At 34.1% G+C, this 15,910-nt stretch carries 16 protein-coding genes; 13 read left to right on the top strand and 3 right to left on the bottom strand.

All coding sequences use genetic code 11. The annotated features are described in order from the left end of the window. Positions 1-71 precede the first annotated feature (71 nt). The 3 genes from K5X82_01100 to K5X82_01090 form a co-directional block, all read right to left on the bottom strand. Positions 72-521 carry a cytochrome b/b6 domain-containing protein gene (locus tag K5X82_01100; GenBank protein ID QZT37504.1) on the bottom strand — a complete coding sequence of 150 codons (450 nt, stop codon included), beginning with the start codon at positions 519-521 and terminating at the stop codon, positions 72-74. Positions 522-610: 89 nt separating this feature from the next. Next, positions 611-1,045 (bottom strand): MarR family transcriptional regulator, encoded by a 435-nt coding sequence (locus K5X82_01095; protein QZT37503.1) that lies wholly within the window; start codon positions 1,043-1,045, stop codon positions 611-613. Next, the gene (locus K5X82_01090) at positions 1,038-1,745 is read right to left on the bottom strand and encodes a DUF169 domain-containing protein (protein ID QZT37502.1); all 708 of its coding nucleotides are present in this window, start codon (positions 1,743-1,745) and stop codon (positions 1,038-1,040) included. Before K5X82_01090 ends, K5X82_01095 begins: the two co-directional genes overlap by 8 nt. A gap of 175 nt (positions 1,746-1,920) precedes the next feature. Between K5X82_01090 and K5X82_01085 the strand changes: the two genes are divergently transcribed. From K5X82_01085 to K5X82_01025, 13 genes are all read left to right on the top strand, one after another. Then, positions 1,921-3,588 carry a hypothetical protein gene (locus K5X82_01085; GenBank protein ID QZT37501.1) on the top strand — a complete coding sequence of 556 codons (1,668 nt, stop codon included), beginning with the start codon at positions 1,921-1,923 and terminating at the stop codon, positions 3,586-3,588. A gap of 62 nt (positions 3,589-3,650) precedes the next feature. After that, positions 3,651-4,670 (top strand): FUSC family protein, encoded by a 1,020-nt coding sequence (locus K5X82_01080; GenBank protein ID QZT37500.1) that lies wholly within the window; start codon positions 3,651-3,653, stop codon positions 4,668-4,670. A gap of 47 nt (positions 4,671-4,717) precedes the next feature. Next, complete coding sequence (locus K5X82_01075) at positions 4,718-6,778, top strand: FUSC family protein (GenBank protein ID QZT37499.1); 2,061 nt, start codon at positions 4,718-4,720, stop codon at positions 6,776-6,778. A gap of 173 nt (positions 6,779-6,951) precedes the next feature. Next, positions 6,952-8,103, top strand: coding sequence for a universal stress protein (locus K5X82_01070; protein QZT37498.1), 1,152 nt, complete (start codon positions 6,952-6,954; stop codon positions 8,101-8,103). Between the two features lie 190 nt (positions 8,104-8,293). Beyond that, on the top strand, positions 8,294-9,124 hold the full coding sequence (locus K5X82_01065) for a prephenate dehydratase (protein QZT37497.1): 831 nt from the start codon (positions 8,294-8,296) through the stop codon (positions 9,122-9,124). A 44-nt stretch (positions 9,125-9,168) separates the two neighbouring features. Further along, positions 9,169-9,693 (top strand): flavodoxin, encoded by a 525-nt coding sequence (locus tag K5X82_01060; GenBank protein QZT37496.1) that lies wholly within the window; start codon positions 9,169-9,171, stop codon positions 9,691-9,693. Between the two features lie 297 nt (positions 9,694-9,990). Next, positions 9,991-11,304: a pyridoxal phosphate-dependent aminotransferase gene (locus tag K5X82_01055; GenBank protein QZT37495.1), complete on the top strand. Its 1,314-nt coding sequence runs from the start codon at positions 9,991-9,993 to the stop codon at positions 11,302-11,304. A 47-nt stretch (positions 11,305-11,351) separates the two neighbouring features. Next, a complete protein-coding gene (locus K5X82_01050; protein ID QZT37494.1) occupies positions 11,352-11,579 on the top strand; it encodes a 4Fe-4S binding protein in 228 nt (75 codons plus the stop codon). A 31-nt stretch (positions 11,580-11,610) separates the two neighbouring features. Continuing rightward, on the top strand, positions 11,611-12,678 hold the full coding sequence (locus K5X82_01045) for a 3-methyl-2-oxobutanoate dehydrogenase subunit VorB (protein QZT39066.1): 1,068 nt from the start codon (positions 11,611-11,613) through the stop codon (positions 12,676-12,678). Between the two features lie 3 nt (positions 12,679-12,681). Then, a complete protein-coding gene (locus K5X82_01040; protein QZT37493.1) occupies positions 12,682-13,497 on the top strand; it encodes a 2-oxoglutarate oxidoreductase in 816 nt (271 codons plus the stop codon). Positions 13,498-13,534: 37 nt separating this feature from the next. Further along, positions 13,535-14,086, top strand: a complete 552-nt coding sequence (locus K5X82_01035; GenBank protein ID QZT37492.1) for a 2-oxoacid:acceptor oxidoreductase family protein — start codon at positions 13,535-13,537, stop codon at positions 14,084-14,086. A gap of 255 nt (positions 14,087-14,341) precedes the next feature. Further along, the gene (locus tag K5X82_01030) at positions 14,342-15,013 is read left to right on the top strand and encodes a DUF4136 domain-containing protein (GenBank protein ID QZT37491.1); all 672 of its coding nucleotides are present in this window, start codon (positions 14,342-14,344) and stop codon (positions 15,011-15,013) included. A 15-nt stretch (positions 15,014-15,028) separates the two neighbouring features. Further along, positions 15,029-15,676, top strand: a complete 648-nt coding sequence (locus K5X82_01025) for an outer membrane beta-barrel protein (protein QZT37490.1) — start codon at positions 15,029-15,031, stop codon at positions 15,674-15,676. Positions 15,677-15,910: the final 234 nt, after the last annotated feature.

Here is a 15,910-nt window from a genome sequence, read left to right as displayed (position 1 = left end):
AAAATTAAAGGTTCAAGAAGCTTTTCAAAAGCCAATTGAACCTTTTTACGAAAATCTATAACTGACTTTTATCAATCAAACAATGCTTTTGTAGAAAGCAATTGTTTCACTACACCAACAATATGAATTACAATCAACATACAGAGTAAAAGAAAAAGTAATTGATGAAAAAGCAGTGGAACTTCACTAATTTGACCTTGATTCAATAGTGTTGCCACCCCAGTAATGGGAATAATAAACAACAAAGCATATATCAAAAAATGAACAATATTGATTATTTTCTGATGAAATAGTGAAATATTATTTATCCTTTTGATTTGGGTCTTACGTAAAGATAGCACACGAATAAATGTCAAACAAAAAATCAGTGAGCCTATAATAAGATGGATAATAACACCTATACTAATACGATCAACATCTAAGAAAATATTCACTCCAGAAATTGCAACGAAGATCAATAGTACAAATGTAATCCAGTGTATTAAAGAAATAAACCTAGAGTCATTACGAAGTTTGTTCATAGTTAATATTTTAAATTAGATGAAAGATATTTATAGTCGAACAAATATCTGCATATGCAAGATATGACTGACTTCGCAGCTATGACAGGCTAAATAATATTTTGTTCTATTCTCCTAAGAAGATCTAATATCATATTTTGTTCGTCCTCTCCTATATCTCTCATACTTATTTCAGTTGATGCAATCCAACAAGACTCAACGGCATTCTTTATTTCGTGAGATTTTGAAAGCGCTTCAACATAAGTTATTCGATTATCTTCTGTGGACTTCTCCTTCCTAACATAACCGAGATTAACTAGTTTATCAACGATTCGGGTAATGTTAGCATAATCTTTTCTCGTGACTTTGGATAAGTTGCCAATAGTCATTTTTTCATGTTCCCATAAATAATATAATATTACCCATTGGTCAGGCGTTATAGAAAGATCATAATCTGCAATAATTTGTGTAACCTTCCTTTTTAAAAGCATCGCTATTCGAGCAATATTATAATTAATCGACGTCTCTAAATTAAATTTATCCATCTATCCTATCTTTTATTTTTTGCCATGCATGAGTGCCTTGTAGACAGCATTGGTCAAAAGTATGATACAATTCTTCAAATCGAGACATCGGAATAGCAAAAGTTAATATATTCTCATTAAAATGACTTCTAGCTGCTGGATCGAAGAGTCCAATAAACGTTCGTTTACCTCCGAGACTATTCTCGACTAATGTTTGTGATAATAACGAGCTACATCCCGATCCAAAAGGAACACTAACTGCATCATTATTATTACTATCAAATTGGGCCCAATAAACTAAACCAGAAAGCACATCAGGAGTAGCAAAAAACACCAGTCCTTCAACCATTTTAAGATCCTCAATGTAAGACAAAGGAGCAAAATTCAAGTATTTTGTAGACAAGTTTGGCAAATTAAGTTCATCAATAAAACGTGTAACCAACTCAGGTCTACTTTTAAACTTCTCTTTTCCAGAAACAAACCCACTTAAGAAAGGTGGTTCCTCTGAGAACCCAGCATAGACTTTACCTCCAGGACAACTAATATCATCTAAACCATAACTCAAAAGCCCTCCTTGTCTACATTCATCAAGGTCTTTTAAGTAACATCCTTTACTTTTTCTGCATTGAACAGCAGGTTCTTTGGAATACCAAAAAACAATTGGCAATTCATAGTTACCAAAAGCTGTTCTATAATTCTCAATAAAAGTTTCTTTATTCATAACTCGAAAATGTTTTTTATTCACAACACAGAAATACTTGTCATGACAAATATATAACTTTTATTTGTCATGACAAACATTTCCATATTTGAGAATATTATCAAACCTTAAAGAAAATCATGAAACAAAAGAGTTGTACTATCGGTTAGTAATAAAACATCTAAAACTCTTAATAATGAAAATATCAATTTCTGACTTTCTCCTTAGAAGACTTAAAGAGGTGAATGTAAACTATCTATTTGGCATCCCAGGAGATTATGTCCTCCCCTTCTTTGATGTATTACTTGATGGAGACCATGGTGTTAAGCATATTGGTGTTACCAACGAATTAAATGGTGCATACAATGCAGATGGTTACTCGAAGATCAATGGATTTGGCGCAGTCGCTGTTACTCATGGACCAGGAGCACTCAACACTACAAATGCTGTAGCAGGAGCATACGCTGATGATATTCCTTTAATCGTAATCGCAGGTAGCCCTAAAACGGAAGTATTCAATACACCATCTGATAAATTATATCATCATGTACTAGGAACAGATTTGGATGCTACACTTAGGTTGTTTGATCAAATAACAATTAAGTCTAAACGATTAATGAGATCAGAAGATGCGATAACAATGATAGATGACTTGATTAGAACATCATTGTGCTATAAAAAACCTGTATACATTGAATTACCATATGATTTACAATCCAAGGAAATAGAGTGGGATGGGAATCCCATCAATCTAATGCAAGGACAGTCAAACAAGCTGAATTTAGTTGCTTGTCTTAAACAACTCTCGGTGATGCTTACAAAAAGTAAAACTAGGAATGCTCTCGTAGGACACCTAGTACAAAGAGAATATCTTGAGAAAGATGTTTTATCACTTATTGAAGAGATTGGAGCAACAGTTGCAACAAGTTTTGTTGGGAAAAACGGATCATTTGAAAGGTTAGATTGTTCTGTTGGATTTTATATGGGAGCAATGAGTACTGAACTATGTCTTAATCATGTTGAAAAATCAGATCTTACACTAAAGATAGGAGTCACTAATAATGAATTTGACACAGGTATTTTTAGTGGAAACATAAAGAACGGTGTCGATTTTCTTCAAAGCAAAGTCATTATTGGAGACAAAACTTATGAAAATGTATTCCTTAGAGATATTATTCCTGCGTTGGTTAAACAAGAGAAGCATAATATCTACGACTTTCCTCTCATTAAGGAAGAGAAACGATTTTATTATGACGTTTGTGAAAAGGTCGTACCGACTGATGATCCAATCACTATTGATCGTCTTATGTTGATGTTTGCACACTACTTTGATAAAGGGGATGTCTTTTTTGGAGAGGTCGGTGGCTATATCAACTGCTCACAAATAGGATTTCCTCCCAATACGATCATTCAAGGAAATGGAAATTGGGCCTCATTAGGATCTGGATTTGGAACACTGGTTGGGGCAACTTTTGCTGACATAAAAAATCGCAGGGTAATTGGAGTTCTAGGAGATGGAGGATTCCAAATGACTGCACAAGAGATGTCAACTCTTATTGCACATGACAAGAACATTGTTCTTTATGTACTTAATAACAAAGGATACGCTGCGGAGAGAGCGATTCATAAAGATGTTTACAGATCATACAATGATATTCAAGTATGGAACTATCATCTTCTGCCAATTGCATTTGGAGCACATGAGAATAACGCAAAAGGGTTTGAGGTATATACAGAAAATGAGATGAAAACAGTTCTCAATTTAATGAAAAAACCCAAAGGATTAAATGTTGTAAATATTCATCTTGATCCTAATGATCTCGCCTCTTTTAATGTTGCTTTTAGTGAAAAATTACGACATTAATTTATTCATCCACACTATGTTGTATTATATTATGCAGCATAGTGTTAACTTCTTAATTTCTGATGACACACCAATTGAGACTTAGTATTATTTTTGGAACAATCATACTAATATACCTTTTTTTAACAGAGACATTCGAGATTCGTCATTCTGAATGGGGGCTCATGACTATAGTTGTTATATTCTCGCCATCCAAAGGTCTTTCTGTAAGTAAAGCAATACGGAGAATCTTTGCAACCCTACTTGGAGCACTTTCTCTTATCATTTTTTCCTATATTACTGAAAGTAGATGGTACTACCTGTTATGTTGTCTTTCGATAGCCATAGCAGGTGTTCTATGTATTAAAGACAGCAGAAATTCATATCTATATTTTGTATATATAGCGACTATTGGTGTATTTGGAGTTGGAGTTAAAAATATTGGATTTAATCTTGAATTTATTTCAATCTTAATGTATCGTATTTTGATTGTTGCAAGTGTAAGTATTATTACAGCACTCATCATTACCACATATGATCATATATTTAAGCCAAACTTTGAACAGCCTAACATTCAAAATCATTCTGACAACAAAGTCATAATATATCTCTTCAGGGTTATTATCTGCTATATATTATTCACAGCTTGGATTAAAACATCTCCAGAATCGATGCATGCAGGAGCAGGTGTTATTCTCACAATACTCCTTGGAATAACTGCAACTAAATCACAAATACTTCCCACGATCAAAGCAGTACTAGTGTCCCTTATCATTTCGATTATCATCATTTTTTTATGGAAATACTTATTAATTGAAACTACTCCCAATACAATTCAATATATATTAATTGCAATAATATATTCTTGTATCATGTATGTGTCAATGGGTAACAAAAAACTCAGATCTATTTTACAGTTAACCCTAGTTATGTTTCCACTCATGTACAATATCACCCCTAATTCAATGTCATCCATTAGCCCTTTCATCAAGATATTGCTCATTATGCTTAATGATATTATGATTTTTTTGATTGGCTGTTATCTTGCGACCAAAATCGATCTAATGCTCCTAAAAATGATAAGAATAAAACCCCAATCATAATCCAAAGATGAAATTTGATCAATCAAAAAAGGAAAGGTGATGTGATTATGAAACAGATCTTTACAAACAACCATTTATTTAAGGTCATAAAGAACACATTTTGGTATCACCCATCAAAGTTTTTTGCTTTGAAGGTTACCATATCTATGGTAATCCTAATTTCAATTGCAACACTGTTCAAGAGTGCATTTTTTGCGATAAGCCTCACCACGGGTGTTCTATGCACAGCCATATCTGATGGAGGGGAAGCTACCAATCATCACATTCGTTTTACGATTTTAAACTCGATGGCTTACTTCATTATAGGTAGTATTATTGAGCTGGTTTCACCTCACCCAATAGTATTCACTGTGACATTCGTAATATTAAGTTTTATATTGGCATTTTTGGGTGGTGTTAATGAAATATTCAAAGGGATTACAACAGGAGCAATTCTGATATCAATTTATGCCTTCTTGGGATTGCCACACAGTAGCACATGGTATGAACAACCTACTCTTTTCGCAATAGGAGCATTTGTCTTTGGATCTATCTCATATATTTTTTCGTACTATAATCCATATAGAAAAACAGAAGAGCATCTCTCCAAAGCATTCTTCGCCCTAAGCAAATATATAGAAATTAGAAGCTCGATTCGGTCAATAGAAGCAAACCCTCAACAACTACATGAATATGAATCAACGTTACTGTATGAATCACAACGTTGCTATATTCTTATCAAGAAAAGCAAAAGACATCTATATGAAAAATCATTTCTTATTAATAAACTAAACTTTTTTGAAACAGTATTCGGCTATATACAGATAGAAGTAAAAAAAGAGGATCGTTCAGAAGACACAAAAAATCAACTTATAAGAGGGCAATTCTATATCCTTTTATCGAATCTTTGTAAAGAACAAGCAACCTCTATTCTAGAACAGACAACACACCTCCAGTTAGAACGAACATTCGAAATAATCCAAACCTTCTATATTACCTATCACGATATATTAGAGAAAGAGCCACAGGATCATAAATTTAGAAATATAATTGAAGCATTTAATCTTTCTGAATCCACGAAGGAAGATCAATCAAACCTCAATGGAAGTAATTACCGAAATTACACGATCAGTCTAAAAGACCAACTACTCTCAATCTTCACACTAAACCACTCGTCACTAAGATATGCAGTAAGATTAAGTTTGTGTTTTTTTATTGTATGCATACTAATATATGCATTCTCATTCCCTAAAGGTGGTTGGGTTATTTTAACAAGTTTCTTTGTATGTCAACCGACGATTAATCAAACGACAGAGAAAATTTTTGAAAGAATCATAGGATCTATTATCGGCATATTAGCTGGAGCTGCATTAGCATTTATGGCACCAACATATGCTGGTCAAATTTTTATAATGACAACAGCGAGTTACGGCTTCTTTATATGGTTGAAAAGAAGATATTACATTGCCGTTATATTCATTAACATATTCACAATATCTGGCTTTAGCCTTCTATCTGAGTTGAATGACATCATCATGATAACCCGTATTATGAACGTAGTTTTAGGATCAATAATTTCATTCCTAATCGTAAGGTTCATATTTCACCGTTGGCAATCCAAAGACTATATCTCACTTCTTGAACAGACCTCATCTATTAATCGTAGATTCTTAAAAGAATCACTTTATTCTATCATCCACCAACAACATGACCAAAATAACAGCACTAGAAACAGAGCTATGATATTAGATACCATTCTTATGAATATTTCTAGAGAATTAATAAAAGAACCTTCAACAAAAGAATTAGAAACAGCAATGATTTTTAATCAAATTTTTCTTAATCATACCATGCTGAAAAACGCTATTATTATTAAGAATAGAGTTCTTCAACAATACAGCGAGAGCATAAAACCAATAATCAACGAAACATATCAAATTCTCTTTGAAGAATCAACGACATCATCTCAGACTGATTGGACAATAAAAATAAATCAACTCAATACGAACGTAGACAATCATAGGCAGAATACTTCAAATAATAATGATAGAATCATATTGTATAGTTTGGATAATGTTATTTCAATCTTCAGACAATTGAAACTCAATGACCACAGCAATATGATGTAATAAACTACTACCGATAATAGAACTATCGTATTTTACAACTACAGAATACCTCTGACTACAATACACTTACATCCAACCAGAAAATATATAAGTTCTAAATTGGGATATCACGAGAACAAAATAAGTTATTAATGGTTTATACAAGAAACGAGTAATCATAAAAAAAGATAATCATGAGCGATGAGAATAAAACTCCACTAGTAGCCGTTGCAAGGTATACTTATTTGCATCGTGCTTATCTAGCAAAAGGTTGGTTAGACTCAATGGGTATAGCAAATAGCATTATTCATCAAGGTCTTGACTACTCTATACATACTAATGTTCCTAATGGAATTGAACTATTGGTATATGAAGACGATCTAGACAAAGCAAAAGAAATTCTAAAGAAAATGGGGAGTGTCTATGACAAAGAGAACCCAAATCCTGATGGAATGAAGTTAGACTATAAAGTTGACAAGATTCTTGTTCCCGTTGACTTCTCAACAAATGCATACAACGCAGCAAAATATGCACTTCATGTTGCGAATAAAAAAGGAGCTGAATTAACCCTATTCCATACATATTTCAACCCTATCATAAGTCCTTTGACTTATGAAAACACATTCTCATTCTCTAGCTCCGTCAATGAAGCACTAGCAGATATTGAAAAGAATGCACAAGAGAGTATGGAACGTTTTGTTAAACAGCTTACAGGCTACATTGCAGAACATGATTTAAATCATTTAGCAATTCATACTGATCTTATTGGTGGTATTGCTGAGGATACTATATTGGACTACGTAGAAGAGGCAGATTATAATTTAATCATCGTTGGAAACAAAGGACGAAGTAACAGTGACTATTGGTTCGGAAGTGTTACATCTCATATTATATCTAAAGCTCATGTTCCAGTTGTTGCAGTACCTGAAGATTCAGCATATTTAGAAGGAGAGAAATCCGTTGTTTATGTTACAAGCTTTGAAAAATCAGACTTTGTCGCATTGCATAAATTGATCAACATTTTTATGCCTCACACTCCTAAACTAAATATAAAAGTTCTTCATGCATCTTCCAAAGGGTCTAAATCGCCTTATGATGATGATGAGATTCAACGCTTCGAGATGAAGATTAAAGATGAATTTCAAGATGTGATAGATCTAAAGTTTTATACCGAAGAGATGGATGATATCACCACTTGCTTAGATAGCTTTATCGACAAACATCATTGTGATATGATTGCGATGACAACCCATCGAAGAAACCTTATTACATCACTGTTTAATCCAAGTAAAACAAAAAAAGTATTGTTTCATACAACAAAACCGTTAATTGTTTTCCACGCATAAATGATAGATCAAGAAATGTCACAGTGTTATTTAAACATTAATTTTTCACTATACTAACAGTATTAATTTATACAAAGCATCGATAATTGGTTACATTACTTTTATGCCTTTGGGTCACTTCATTTAAAGAGTTGTGATGACAAAAGCTCTAATAAACAAAAAAGAGAACAGAACTGATTAAAGAAGACCGATGAAGAGAGTTTCTATACAAGGAATAAAGGGGTCGTTTCACGAAGATGCTGCATTGAAGTATTTTAAAAACGAAGAGGTTGAAATTGTTGAATGTAAAACATTCAAACAAGCGGTAGAAATGGTTGACAAAGATCACGTTGATCTCTGTGTTATGGCTATAGAAAACTCTATTGCAGGAAGTTTACTTGGTAATTACTCTCTAATGAGACAATATCATCTTCGTATTATTGGTGAAGTTTATCTTCACATCGAGATGAATTTATTAATGAACAAAGGAGCTGATCCACAAAAAATTAAAGAGATCCACTCCCACCCGATTGCTTTAAAACAATGCATGGAGTATATAGAAAAGCATGCACAAGAGGCAATTCTTCTTGAGAAGAGTGATACTGCAGGTGCCGCAAAAGCACTTATGGAGAGTAAAAGAACAGATGTTGCAACAATCGGAAATACGAGAACATCTGAACTTTATGAGTTGGAAATAAAAGAGAAAGGTATAGAGACAAACAAACGTAATTATACACGTTTTTTAGTTTTAACAAAACAATCGAAAACAACATTGGAGAATAATAAAACATCAATATGTTTTGAATGTGGTCATTATCATGGATCCTTGGCAAATGTTCTAAAAATCTTCAGTGAATATGAAATTAATCTTACTAAAATTCAGTCTATTCCTATTTTAGGTAAACCAGAAGAGTATTCTTTTCATGTCGACCTAGAATATTTAGATCAGGATAAGTATGAGAAAGCTATTCACAAAGCATTAAAAAATGTGAGTAGTCTTTCAATATTGGGAGAATATAAAAAAGGAATTATGCCTAGATAGAATCGATCTCCCTTATAAAAACCACTAACACCTTTATTTTAATTATGAATAAAATCGCTTTAGTTTATGGTCCTACTGGAGGATCAACAGAAAAAGTAGCAAAGTTGATTACTGAGAAATTTGGCAAAGATAAAATTGATCTCATCCCAGTAAAAGAGATCACTACAGAAAAATGGTTATCATATGATAATCTAATCTGTGGTACAGCAACCATTGGAGATGATACATGGGATCAAACTTTCCGCAAAGATGATTGGTCTAATTTTTTTCCAGAACTCCTTAACTTAGACTTAAAACATCAGACGATTGCTTGCTTTGGACTTGGAGATCACATTACTTATTCTGCTCATTTTGTGGATGGATTAGGTAAATTAGTTAAAATATTAGAAGATAGAGGAGTAAAAACTATCGGCAGAGTGGATGTTAAAGACTATGAATTTTCTCATTCTGAAGCAACAGATGGAAATCAGTTTGTAGGCCTACCAGTCGATGAAGATTTTGAATCGGACAAGACTAATGGACGAGTTCTAAATTGGCTTTCATTGATACAACCAGAATTTAACAAGTAAACAGCTCAAAGACAAATAGTTTAAATCAATTCTTCAATTTAAACTATTTGTCTTTTATTTACCTCAAAGGTTAAGCATCTAGGATAAGACAAAACTATTTCTTATATTTAGATCAAATTTATTTCCTATAACATGTGTATAATCATTGCAATTACACACATTTTTTATAAGGATGCGCATAAATACCTTGACATTGCTTAAAACCTAAGATGTTTACCTCACATTATTTCTTGTGAAAGTTGACGCCCTTCATAACCAAATAGTGTTTCACCGCATCATACGACGATAAATACAACAATGAATCAAACACCTATTGAAAACCATATAGTAGCTCGCAATATTCAAAAATTAGAGCTAAAAAGTTTAGATCAAGCTTCCATTAGAGAAATTGTTTTATTGGCAAACAACATTCAAAACGAAAGTGGAGTTCCATTTATTCGTATGGAAATGGGAATTCCAGGAATTCCTGCATTGAATGAAGGTATTCAGGCACAAATAAATGCTCTTAATGATGGAGTTGCATCTCAATACCCTCCGATTGAAGGAGTAGCTGCCTTTAAGAATGAGAGTCATCGTTTTATTAAAAACTTCCTTAACATTAATATTAACCCACAAAATTGTATTCCTACAGTTGGGGCAATGCAAGGAACTTATGCGGCTTTTTTAACATGCAACCAGATAGATGCAAAAAAAGACACTACTCTTTTTATTGATCCAGGCTTTCCTGTTCAAAAGCAACAGCATATGGTTATGGGACATCGTTATGAATCATTTGATGTATACGAGCATCGAGGAGAGAAACTAAAAGCAAAACTGGAAGATTATCTTTCAAAAGGAAATATTCATTCAATAATATATTCCAATCCAAATAACCCTTCATGGATATGTTTAACAGAAGAAGAGTTAAGAACGATTGGAACTCTTGCGAATAAATATGATGTTATTGTATTAGAAGATTTGGCATATTTTGGAATGGATTTCCGACATAATTACGGAGATCTAGGTAACAGTCCATTCCAACCAACAGTGGCAAATTACACTGACAATTACATCCTATTTATCTCTAGTTCAAAGATCTTTTCTTATGCAGGCGAACGCATTGGCCTCATTGCGATCTCTGATAAACTGTCGAAGAAATCATATCCACAACTTAAAGAAAAGTGGAACATTTCAAACTTTAGTGGTGCAATTGTTTATAGAGCACTATATTCTCTTTCATCAGGAACTTCTCATTCAGCACAATGTGCTATGGCAGCAATGTTTAAAGCTGTAAATGATAAAAAAATAAACTTTTTAGAAAATTTAGATGAGTATCGTCATCGTGCAAGTGTTATGAAAAGCATATTTTTGGAGAACGGTTTCAATCTTGTTTATGATAAAGATTTAGGTGAAGATATTGGAGATGGGTTTTATTTTACCATTTCTTACCCGAATATGGACGGAGCAACATTACTAAAAGCTCTTCTTCACTATGGAGTCAGTGCTATTACACTGAACAATACCGGAAGTAACCAAGAGGGATTAAGAGCATGTGTTTCACATGTAAATAGAGAGCAACTAGAAATGTTGCGAGAAAGAATAGAAAAATTTCAATCACAATATCGACAATAGTATTTCACATATTTATTGTCACTAATAAATAAAAAAACCTGTAAGTTATGGCTAAAATAAAAGGAGCTGTAGTGGTGGATCGAGAAGAATGCAAAGGGTGTAACCTTTGTGTTGTAGCTTGTCCGACACAAACACTAAGCCTAAACCGCAACGTCAATGGCAAGGGCTACAATTTCTCCTATATGGAGAATCCAGATAGTTGCATAGGATGTTCCAACTGTTCGTTGGTATGTCCAGATAGTTGTATTACAGTGTACCGAGTAAAAACTGCTTAAAAAGATTTAGATAATGGGAGAACTAAAGTTAATGAAGGGAAATGAAGTAATTGCTGAAGCAGCCATTCGTTGTGGTTGTGATGGATACTTCGGATACCCTATTACCCCTCAATCAGAGGTTATGGAAACCCTAATGAATAGCCGTCCATGGGAAACTACAGGTATGGTTGTTCTTCAAGCAGAAAGTGAAACTGCATCTATTAACATGCTTTATGGTGGTGCGGGCTCTGGAAAAAAAGTAATGACATCGTCATCTAGCCCGGGTATTAGCTTGATGACAGAAGGTCTTTCTTATTTAGCAGGTGCAGAACTTCCTTGTCTTATCCTTAATGTACAAAGAGGTGGACCAGGCTTAGGCACAATACAACCTTCACAAGCTGACTATTTTCAATGTGTTAAAGGTGGTGGACATGGTGACTATAAACTAATTGTTTTGGCACCTTCTTCAGTACAAGAGATGCACGATTTTGTCGAACTTGGTTTTGAGCTTGCATTTAAATATCGCAATCCAGCATTAATCCTTTCTGATGGTGCTATTGGACAAATGATGGAGAAAGTTAATCTTGCTCCACAGAAGCCACGTTGGACCGACGAAGAGATCCAAGAGATATCTGGATCATGGGCTACAACTGGTAAGTCAAAAGATCGTAAACAGAATATTGTCACTTCATTGGAGCTTGATTCTGAACAAATGGAACAGAACAATCTTAAATTCCAAGCGAAATATAAAGAGATTCAAGAAAATGAAGTACGTTACGAAGAGATCGACTGTGAAGATGCAGATTATATCTTTGTGGCTTTCGGATCATCTGCACGTATTTGTCAAAAATCTATGCAAATAGCAAGAGATAAAGGATATAAAGTAGGACTATTACGTCCAATTACTCTTTTTCCTTTTCCAACAAAGCAGATTGCTGCATTGGCAGATAAAGTTAAAGGATTCTTGACTGTAGAGTTGAATGCTGGACAGATGGTTGAGGATGTACGTTTGGCTGTAAATGGTAAAAAGCCTGTAGAGCATTTTGGAAGAATGGGTGGAATTATTCCTTCTCCAAGTGAAGTAGTCACTGCATTAGAGCAAAAAGTTATCGGAGGATAAAAGATGACAGAAATTACAGAAGCACTAAAAAATATTATTAGACCAGAAAACGTTGTTTCACAAAAAAGTTCTGTGCTGACTAATGAAACAATGCATTATTGCCCAGGCTGTAGCCATGGTGTAATACACAAAATTATCGCAGAGATAATTGACGAAATGGGAATTCAGGAGGACACAATTGGTGTTGCACCCGTAGGCTGTTCAGTGTTTGCATACAACTATATCGATATCGATTGGCAAGAAGCAGCACACGGACGTGCTCCTGCACTAGGAACTGCAATCAATCGCCTTAATCCTGAGAAAATTGTATTCACCTACCAAGGAGATGGTGACCTTGCAGCCATTGGTACCGCGGAAACACTGCATGCAGTTAACCGTGGAGAAAATATGGTTATGGTCTTTGTCAACAATGGTATATATGGTATGACTGGAGGACAAATGGCTCCAACGACAATGCAAGGACAAGTTACAGCAACAACACCTTATGGCCGTAATATTGACCTTCACGGATATCCATTAAGAATTACAGAAATGTTAGCGCAACTGCCTGGTGCATGTTATGTCACTCGTCAAAGTGTTGAAACACCTGCCGCAGTTAGAAAGACAAAGAAAGCTCTTCGTAAAGCTTTCGAAAACACAAAAAACAAACAAGGAACCTCTTTTGTTGAAGTTGTTTCAACATGTAGCTCTGGATGGAAGATGACTCCTGAGGCATCAAACAATTGGATGAGAGATAATATGTTCCCATTCTATCCACTTGGAGTTTTAAAAGATGGAGAGAAAGTAAAACCAGAAGATCTACCTAATGTAGGTAAATAATTTGTGTAATTAACAACATTTCTAACGCTTGAATATTATGACAGAAGAAATAATCATTGCAGGTTTCGGGGGGCAAGGTGTTTTATCAATGGGTAAGATCCTTGCTTATTCGGGAGTGATGCAAGATCAAGAGGTAACATGGATGCCTTCTTATGGACCTGAAATGAGAGGTGGAACAGCAAATGTTACAGTAATACTTAGTGATGATCGAATCAGCTCTCCTATCCTACATGAATACGACACCGCTGTTATTCTGAACCAACAGTCTATGGACAAATTTGAAAAGACTGTTAAACCAGGTGGGACATTAATTTATGATCCCAATGGAATCATTCACCCTCCAACTCGAACAGATATTAATATCTATAAGATTGAAGGAGCAAAGAAAGCAGCAGAGATGGGTAATCCAAAGACATTTAACATGATCATTCTTGGAGGTTACTTAAAAGTGAAGCCTGTTGTTCGTCCTGAGAATGTTAAGAAAGGATTAGAGAAATCTCTTCCTGAAAGACATCATAAATTAATCCCAATAAACTTGGAGGCAATTAAGCTTGGGCAAGATAGTATTGAAACGGTTCATCTTGCATAAAACTACAAGTTGATAATCATATTTTTAAGAGAGAGGTCAGAAAGTTGACCTCTCTTTTTTTGTATCACCACTTGAATCAAACGAACACACAACTCCATTTAATTCAAAACATCAATCAGATCACAAAGCCAATACTCATTAAAAAAAGCATCTACATCAGTGGTTAAAATAGTCGAAATTAGTTAAATTACATCAACCTAATATTTTATGGCACAGAGATTGAAATAGATTAAATAGAATCTAAAACTTAAAACAATGATGTGTAATATTAAACGACTAAAAAATGTATGGGGAACTGCTTTGTTATTTACATTAATCCCAATACTCTTTTCTTGTGAAGAACAAGGACCAGAATATGTAGAAGACTACGATTTAGTTGTCACAACTCACGATGCTAAATTCAAATTCGCAGAACCGACTTACTACGAGATCCCTGATACAATAGTACATATTGTACCTGAAAGTTCCATTAAAGATCCTATATCTCATAAATACGATGATCGAACAATTAGCCTAATAAAGGAAGAGCTAAATTCATTAGGCTATTTAGAAGCAAATGAAACTAATGGTGCGACACCACAACTTATGCTTACTGTTTCGGCAATGTCAACAACATATGTAGGTGCCATATCTTATGATTGGTACGATTATTGGGGATGGTACGGATGGGGAAGCTATTACCCATGGTTTGGACCAGGCTATTCTCCTTGGTACCCATATTACAACAGCTACTATGCTTATAAAATTGGAAGTGTCATCATACAAATGATAGATATGGAAAATGCAGATACTAAAAACAAGAAACTCCCGATTGTTTGGGAAGCAAATATCAGTGGACTATTACAAGGTTCTGACAGCTACATACAGTCTAGAATTGAAAAAAATATTCCTCAAGCATTTGACCAATCTACTTATTTAGGTAAATAATAAAACTAGAACGTCATGAACATTAAATTATATATTACACTACTTGTACTTGCAATATCCACGACAGCTCTTCAAGCTCAACGAACCTATGCAAATACAACACCTGCGAGACTTACAGAACCATCTATCAATAGTTTATTTATTGTAAACTATAATATGGGATTCGCAACTGGTGAGATTCAAGATTTCACACAAACCAATAGCTTTAGAGGTACCTCTATTGAATATCGCACATTTGTTAGCAACAAATTATCAGTAGGTTTCAGTGGTGATTTTCAAAACTTCTATGATGCGAAAGGAAAAGAAACAATGGAATATAAAGACATCGTTTTAACAGGAAATGCATACAATTGGGTCTATACGTCATCTTTAATGGGAACGTTTCATTACTACTTAAAGAATCCATCAACGTCAAAACTAGTGCCATACATTGGTATTGGAGCTGGAGGGGTATATACAAGTTACGAGAAAACACTGGGTGGCGTAGATTTCCAAGCAGATAATTGGCAATTTGGAATCGCTCCAGAAATAGGTATAATGCTTAAATTAAATAGTCATCTATTTTTTAATGGTAGTGCAAGATATAATTACACCATCGAGAATAATAATATGGCTTCACAAGAATATTGGTCTATTAAAACAGGTTTTGCCTTCGCATTTTAGACCATTGATATAATTGCTACCAAGAGGAGATACAGTTACATGTACCTCCTCTTGATTTTACACAAAACCTTCATATTAAATGACAACAATCCACAAACACAGCTCTAACATAAGATTAAAATTATTCTAAACTAGTTTGACTGTTTTCTTTAAAACAAGACGATTAGCAGGGAAAGATTGAAACAGTTGGACTAAATACTGCTATTTTTTTCCTATATTTGGGCTTTAAAATTT

The sequence above is a fragment of the Prolixibacteraceae bacterium genome (assembly GCA_019856515.1).
In the GTDB taxonomy this organism is placed as follows: Bacteria; Bacteroidota; Bacteroidia; order Bacteroidales; family Prolixibacteraceae; genus Halosquirtibacter; species Halosquirtibacter xylanolyticus.
This window is presented reverse-complemented; position numbering and strand designations above follow the sequence as displayed.

Excerpts from the sequence above, each read along its gene's own strand:
- K5X82_01100 (QZT37504.1), bottom strand. The coding sequence starts at position 521 with ATGAACAAACTTCGTAATGACTCTAGGTTTATTTCTTTAATACACTGG.
- K5X82_01095 (QZT37503.1), bottom strand. The coding sequence starts at position 1,045 with ATGGATAAATTTAATTTAGAGACGTCGATTAATTATAATATTGCTCGA.
- K5X82_01090 (QZT37502.1), bottom strand. The coding sequence starts at position 1,745 with ATGAATAAAGAAACTTTTATTGAGAATTATAGAACAGCTTTTGGTAAC.
- K5X82_01085 (QZT37501.1), top strand. The coding sequence starts at position 1,921 with ATGAAAATATCAATTTCTGACTTTCTCCTTAGAAGACTTAAAGAGGTG.
- K5X82_01080 (QZT37500.1), top strand. The coding sequence starts at position 3,651 with ATGACACACCAATTGAGACTTAGTATTATTTTTGGAACAATCATACTA.
- K5X82_01075 (QZT37499.1), top strand. The coding sequence starts at position 4,718 with ATGAAACAGATCTTTACAAACAACCATTTATTTAAGGTCATAAAGAAC.
- K5X82_01070 (QZT37498.1), top strand. The coding sequence starts at position 6,952 with ATGAGCGATGAGAATAAAACTCCACTAGTAGCCGTTGCAAGGTATACT.
- K5X82_01065 (QZT37497.1), top strand. The coding sequence starts at position 8,294 with ATGAAGAGAGTTTCTATACAAGGAATAAAGGGGTCGTTTCACGAAGAT.
- K5X82_01060 (QZT37496.1), top strand. The coding sequence starts at position 9,169 with ATGAATAAAATCGCTTTAGTTTATGGTCCTACTGGAGGATCAACAGAA.
- K5X82_01055 (QZT37495.1), top strand. The coding sequence starts at position 9,991 with ATGAATCAAACACCTATTGAAAACCATATAGTAGCTCGCAATATTCAA.
- K5X82_01050 (QZT37494.1), top strand. The coding sequence starts at position 11,352 with ATGGCTAAAATAAAAGGAGCTGTAGTGGTGGATCGAGAAGAATGCAAA.
- K5X82_01045 (QZT39066.1), top strand. The coding sequence starts at position 11,611 with ATGAAGGGAAATGAAGTAATTGCTGAAGCAGCCATTCGTTGTGGTTGT.
- K5X82_01040 (QZT37493.1), top strand. The coding sequence starts at position 12,682 with ATGACAGAAATTACAGAAGCACTAAAAAATATTATTAGACCAGAAAAC.
- K5X82_01035 (QZT37492.1), top strand. The coding sequence starts at position 13,535 with ATGACAGAAGAAATAATCATTGCAGGTTTCGGGGGGCAAGGTGTTTTA.
- K5X82_01030 (QZT37491.1), top strand. The coding sequence starts at position 14,342 with ATGATGTGTAATATTAAACGACTAAAAAATGTATGGGGAACTGCTTTG.
- K5X82_01025 (QZT37490.1), top strand. The coding sequence starts at position 15,029 with ATGAACATTAAATTATATATTACACTACTTGTACTTGCAATATCCACG.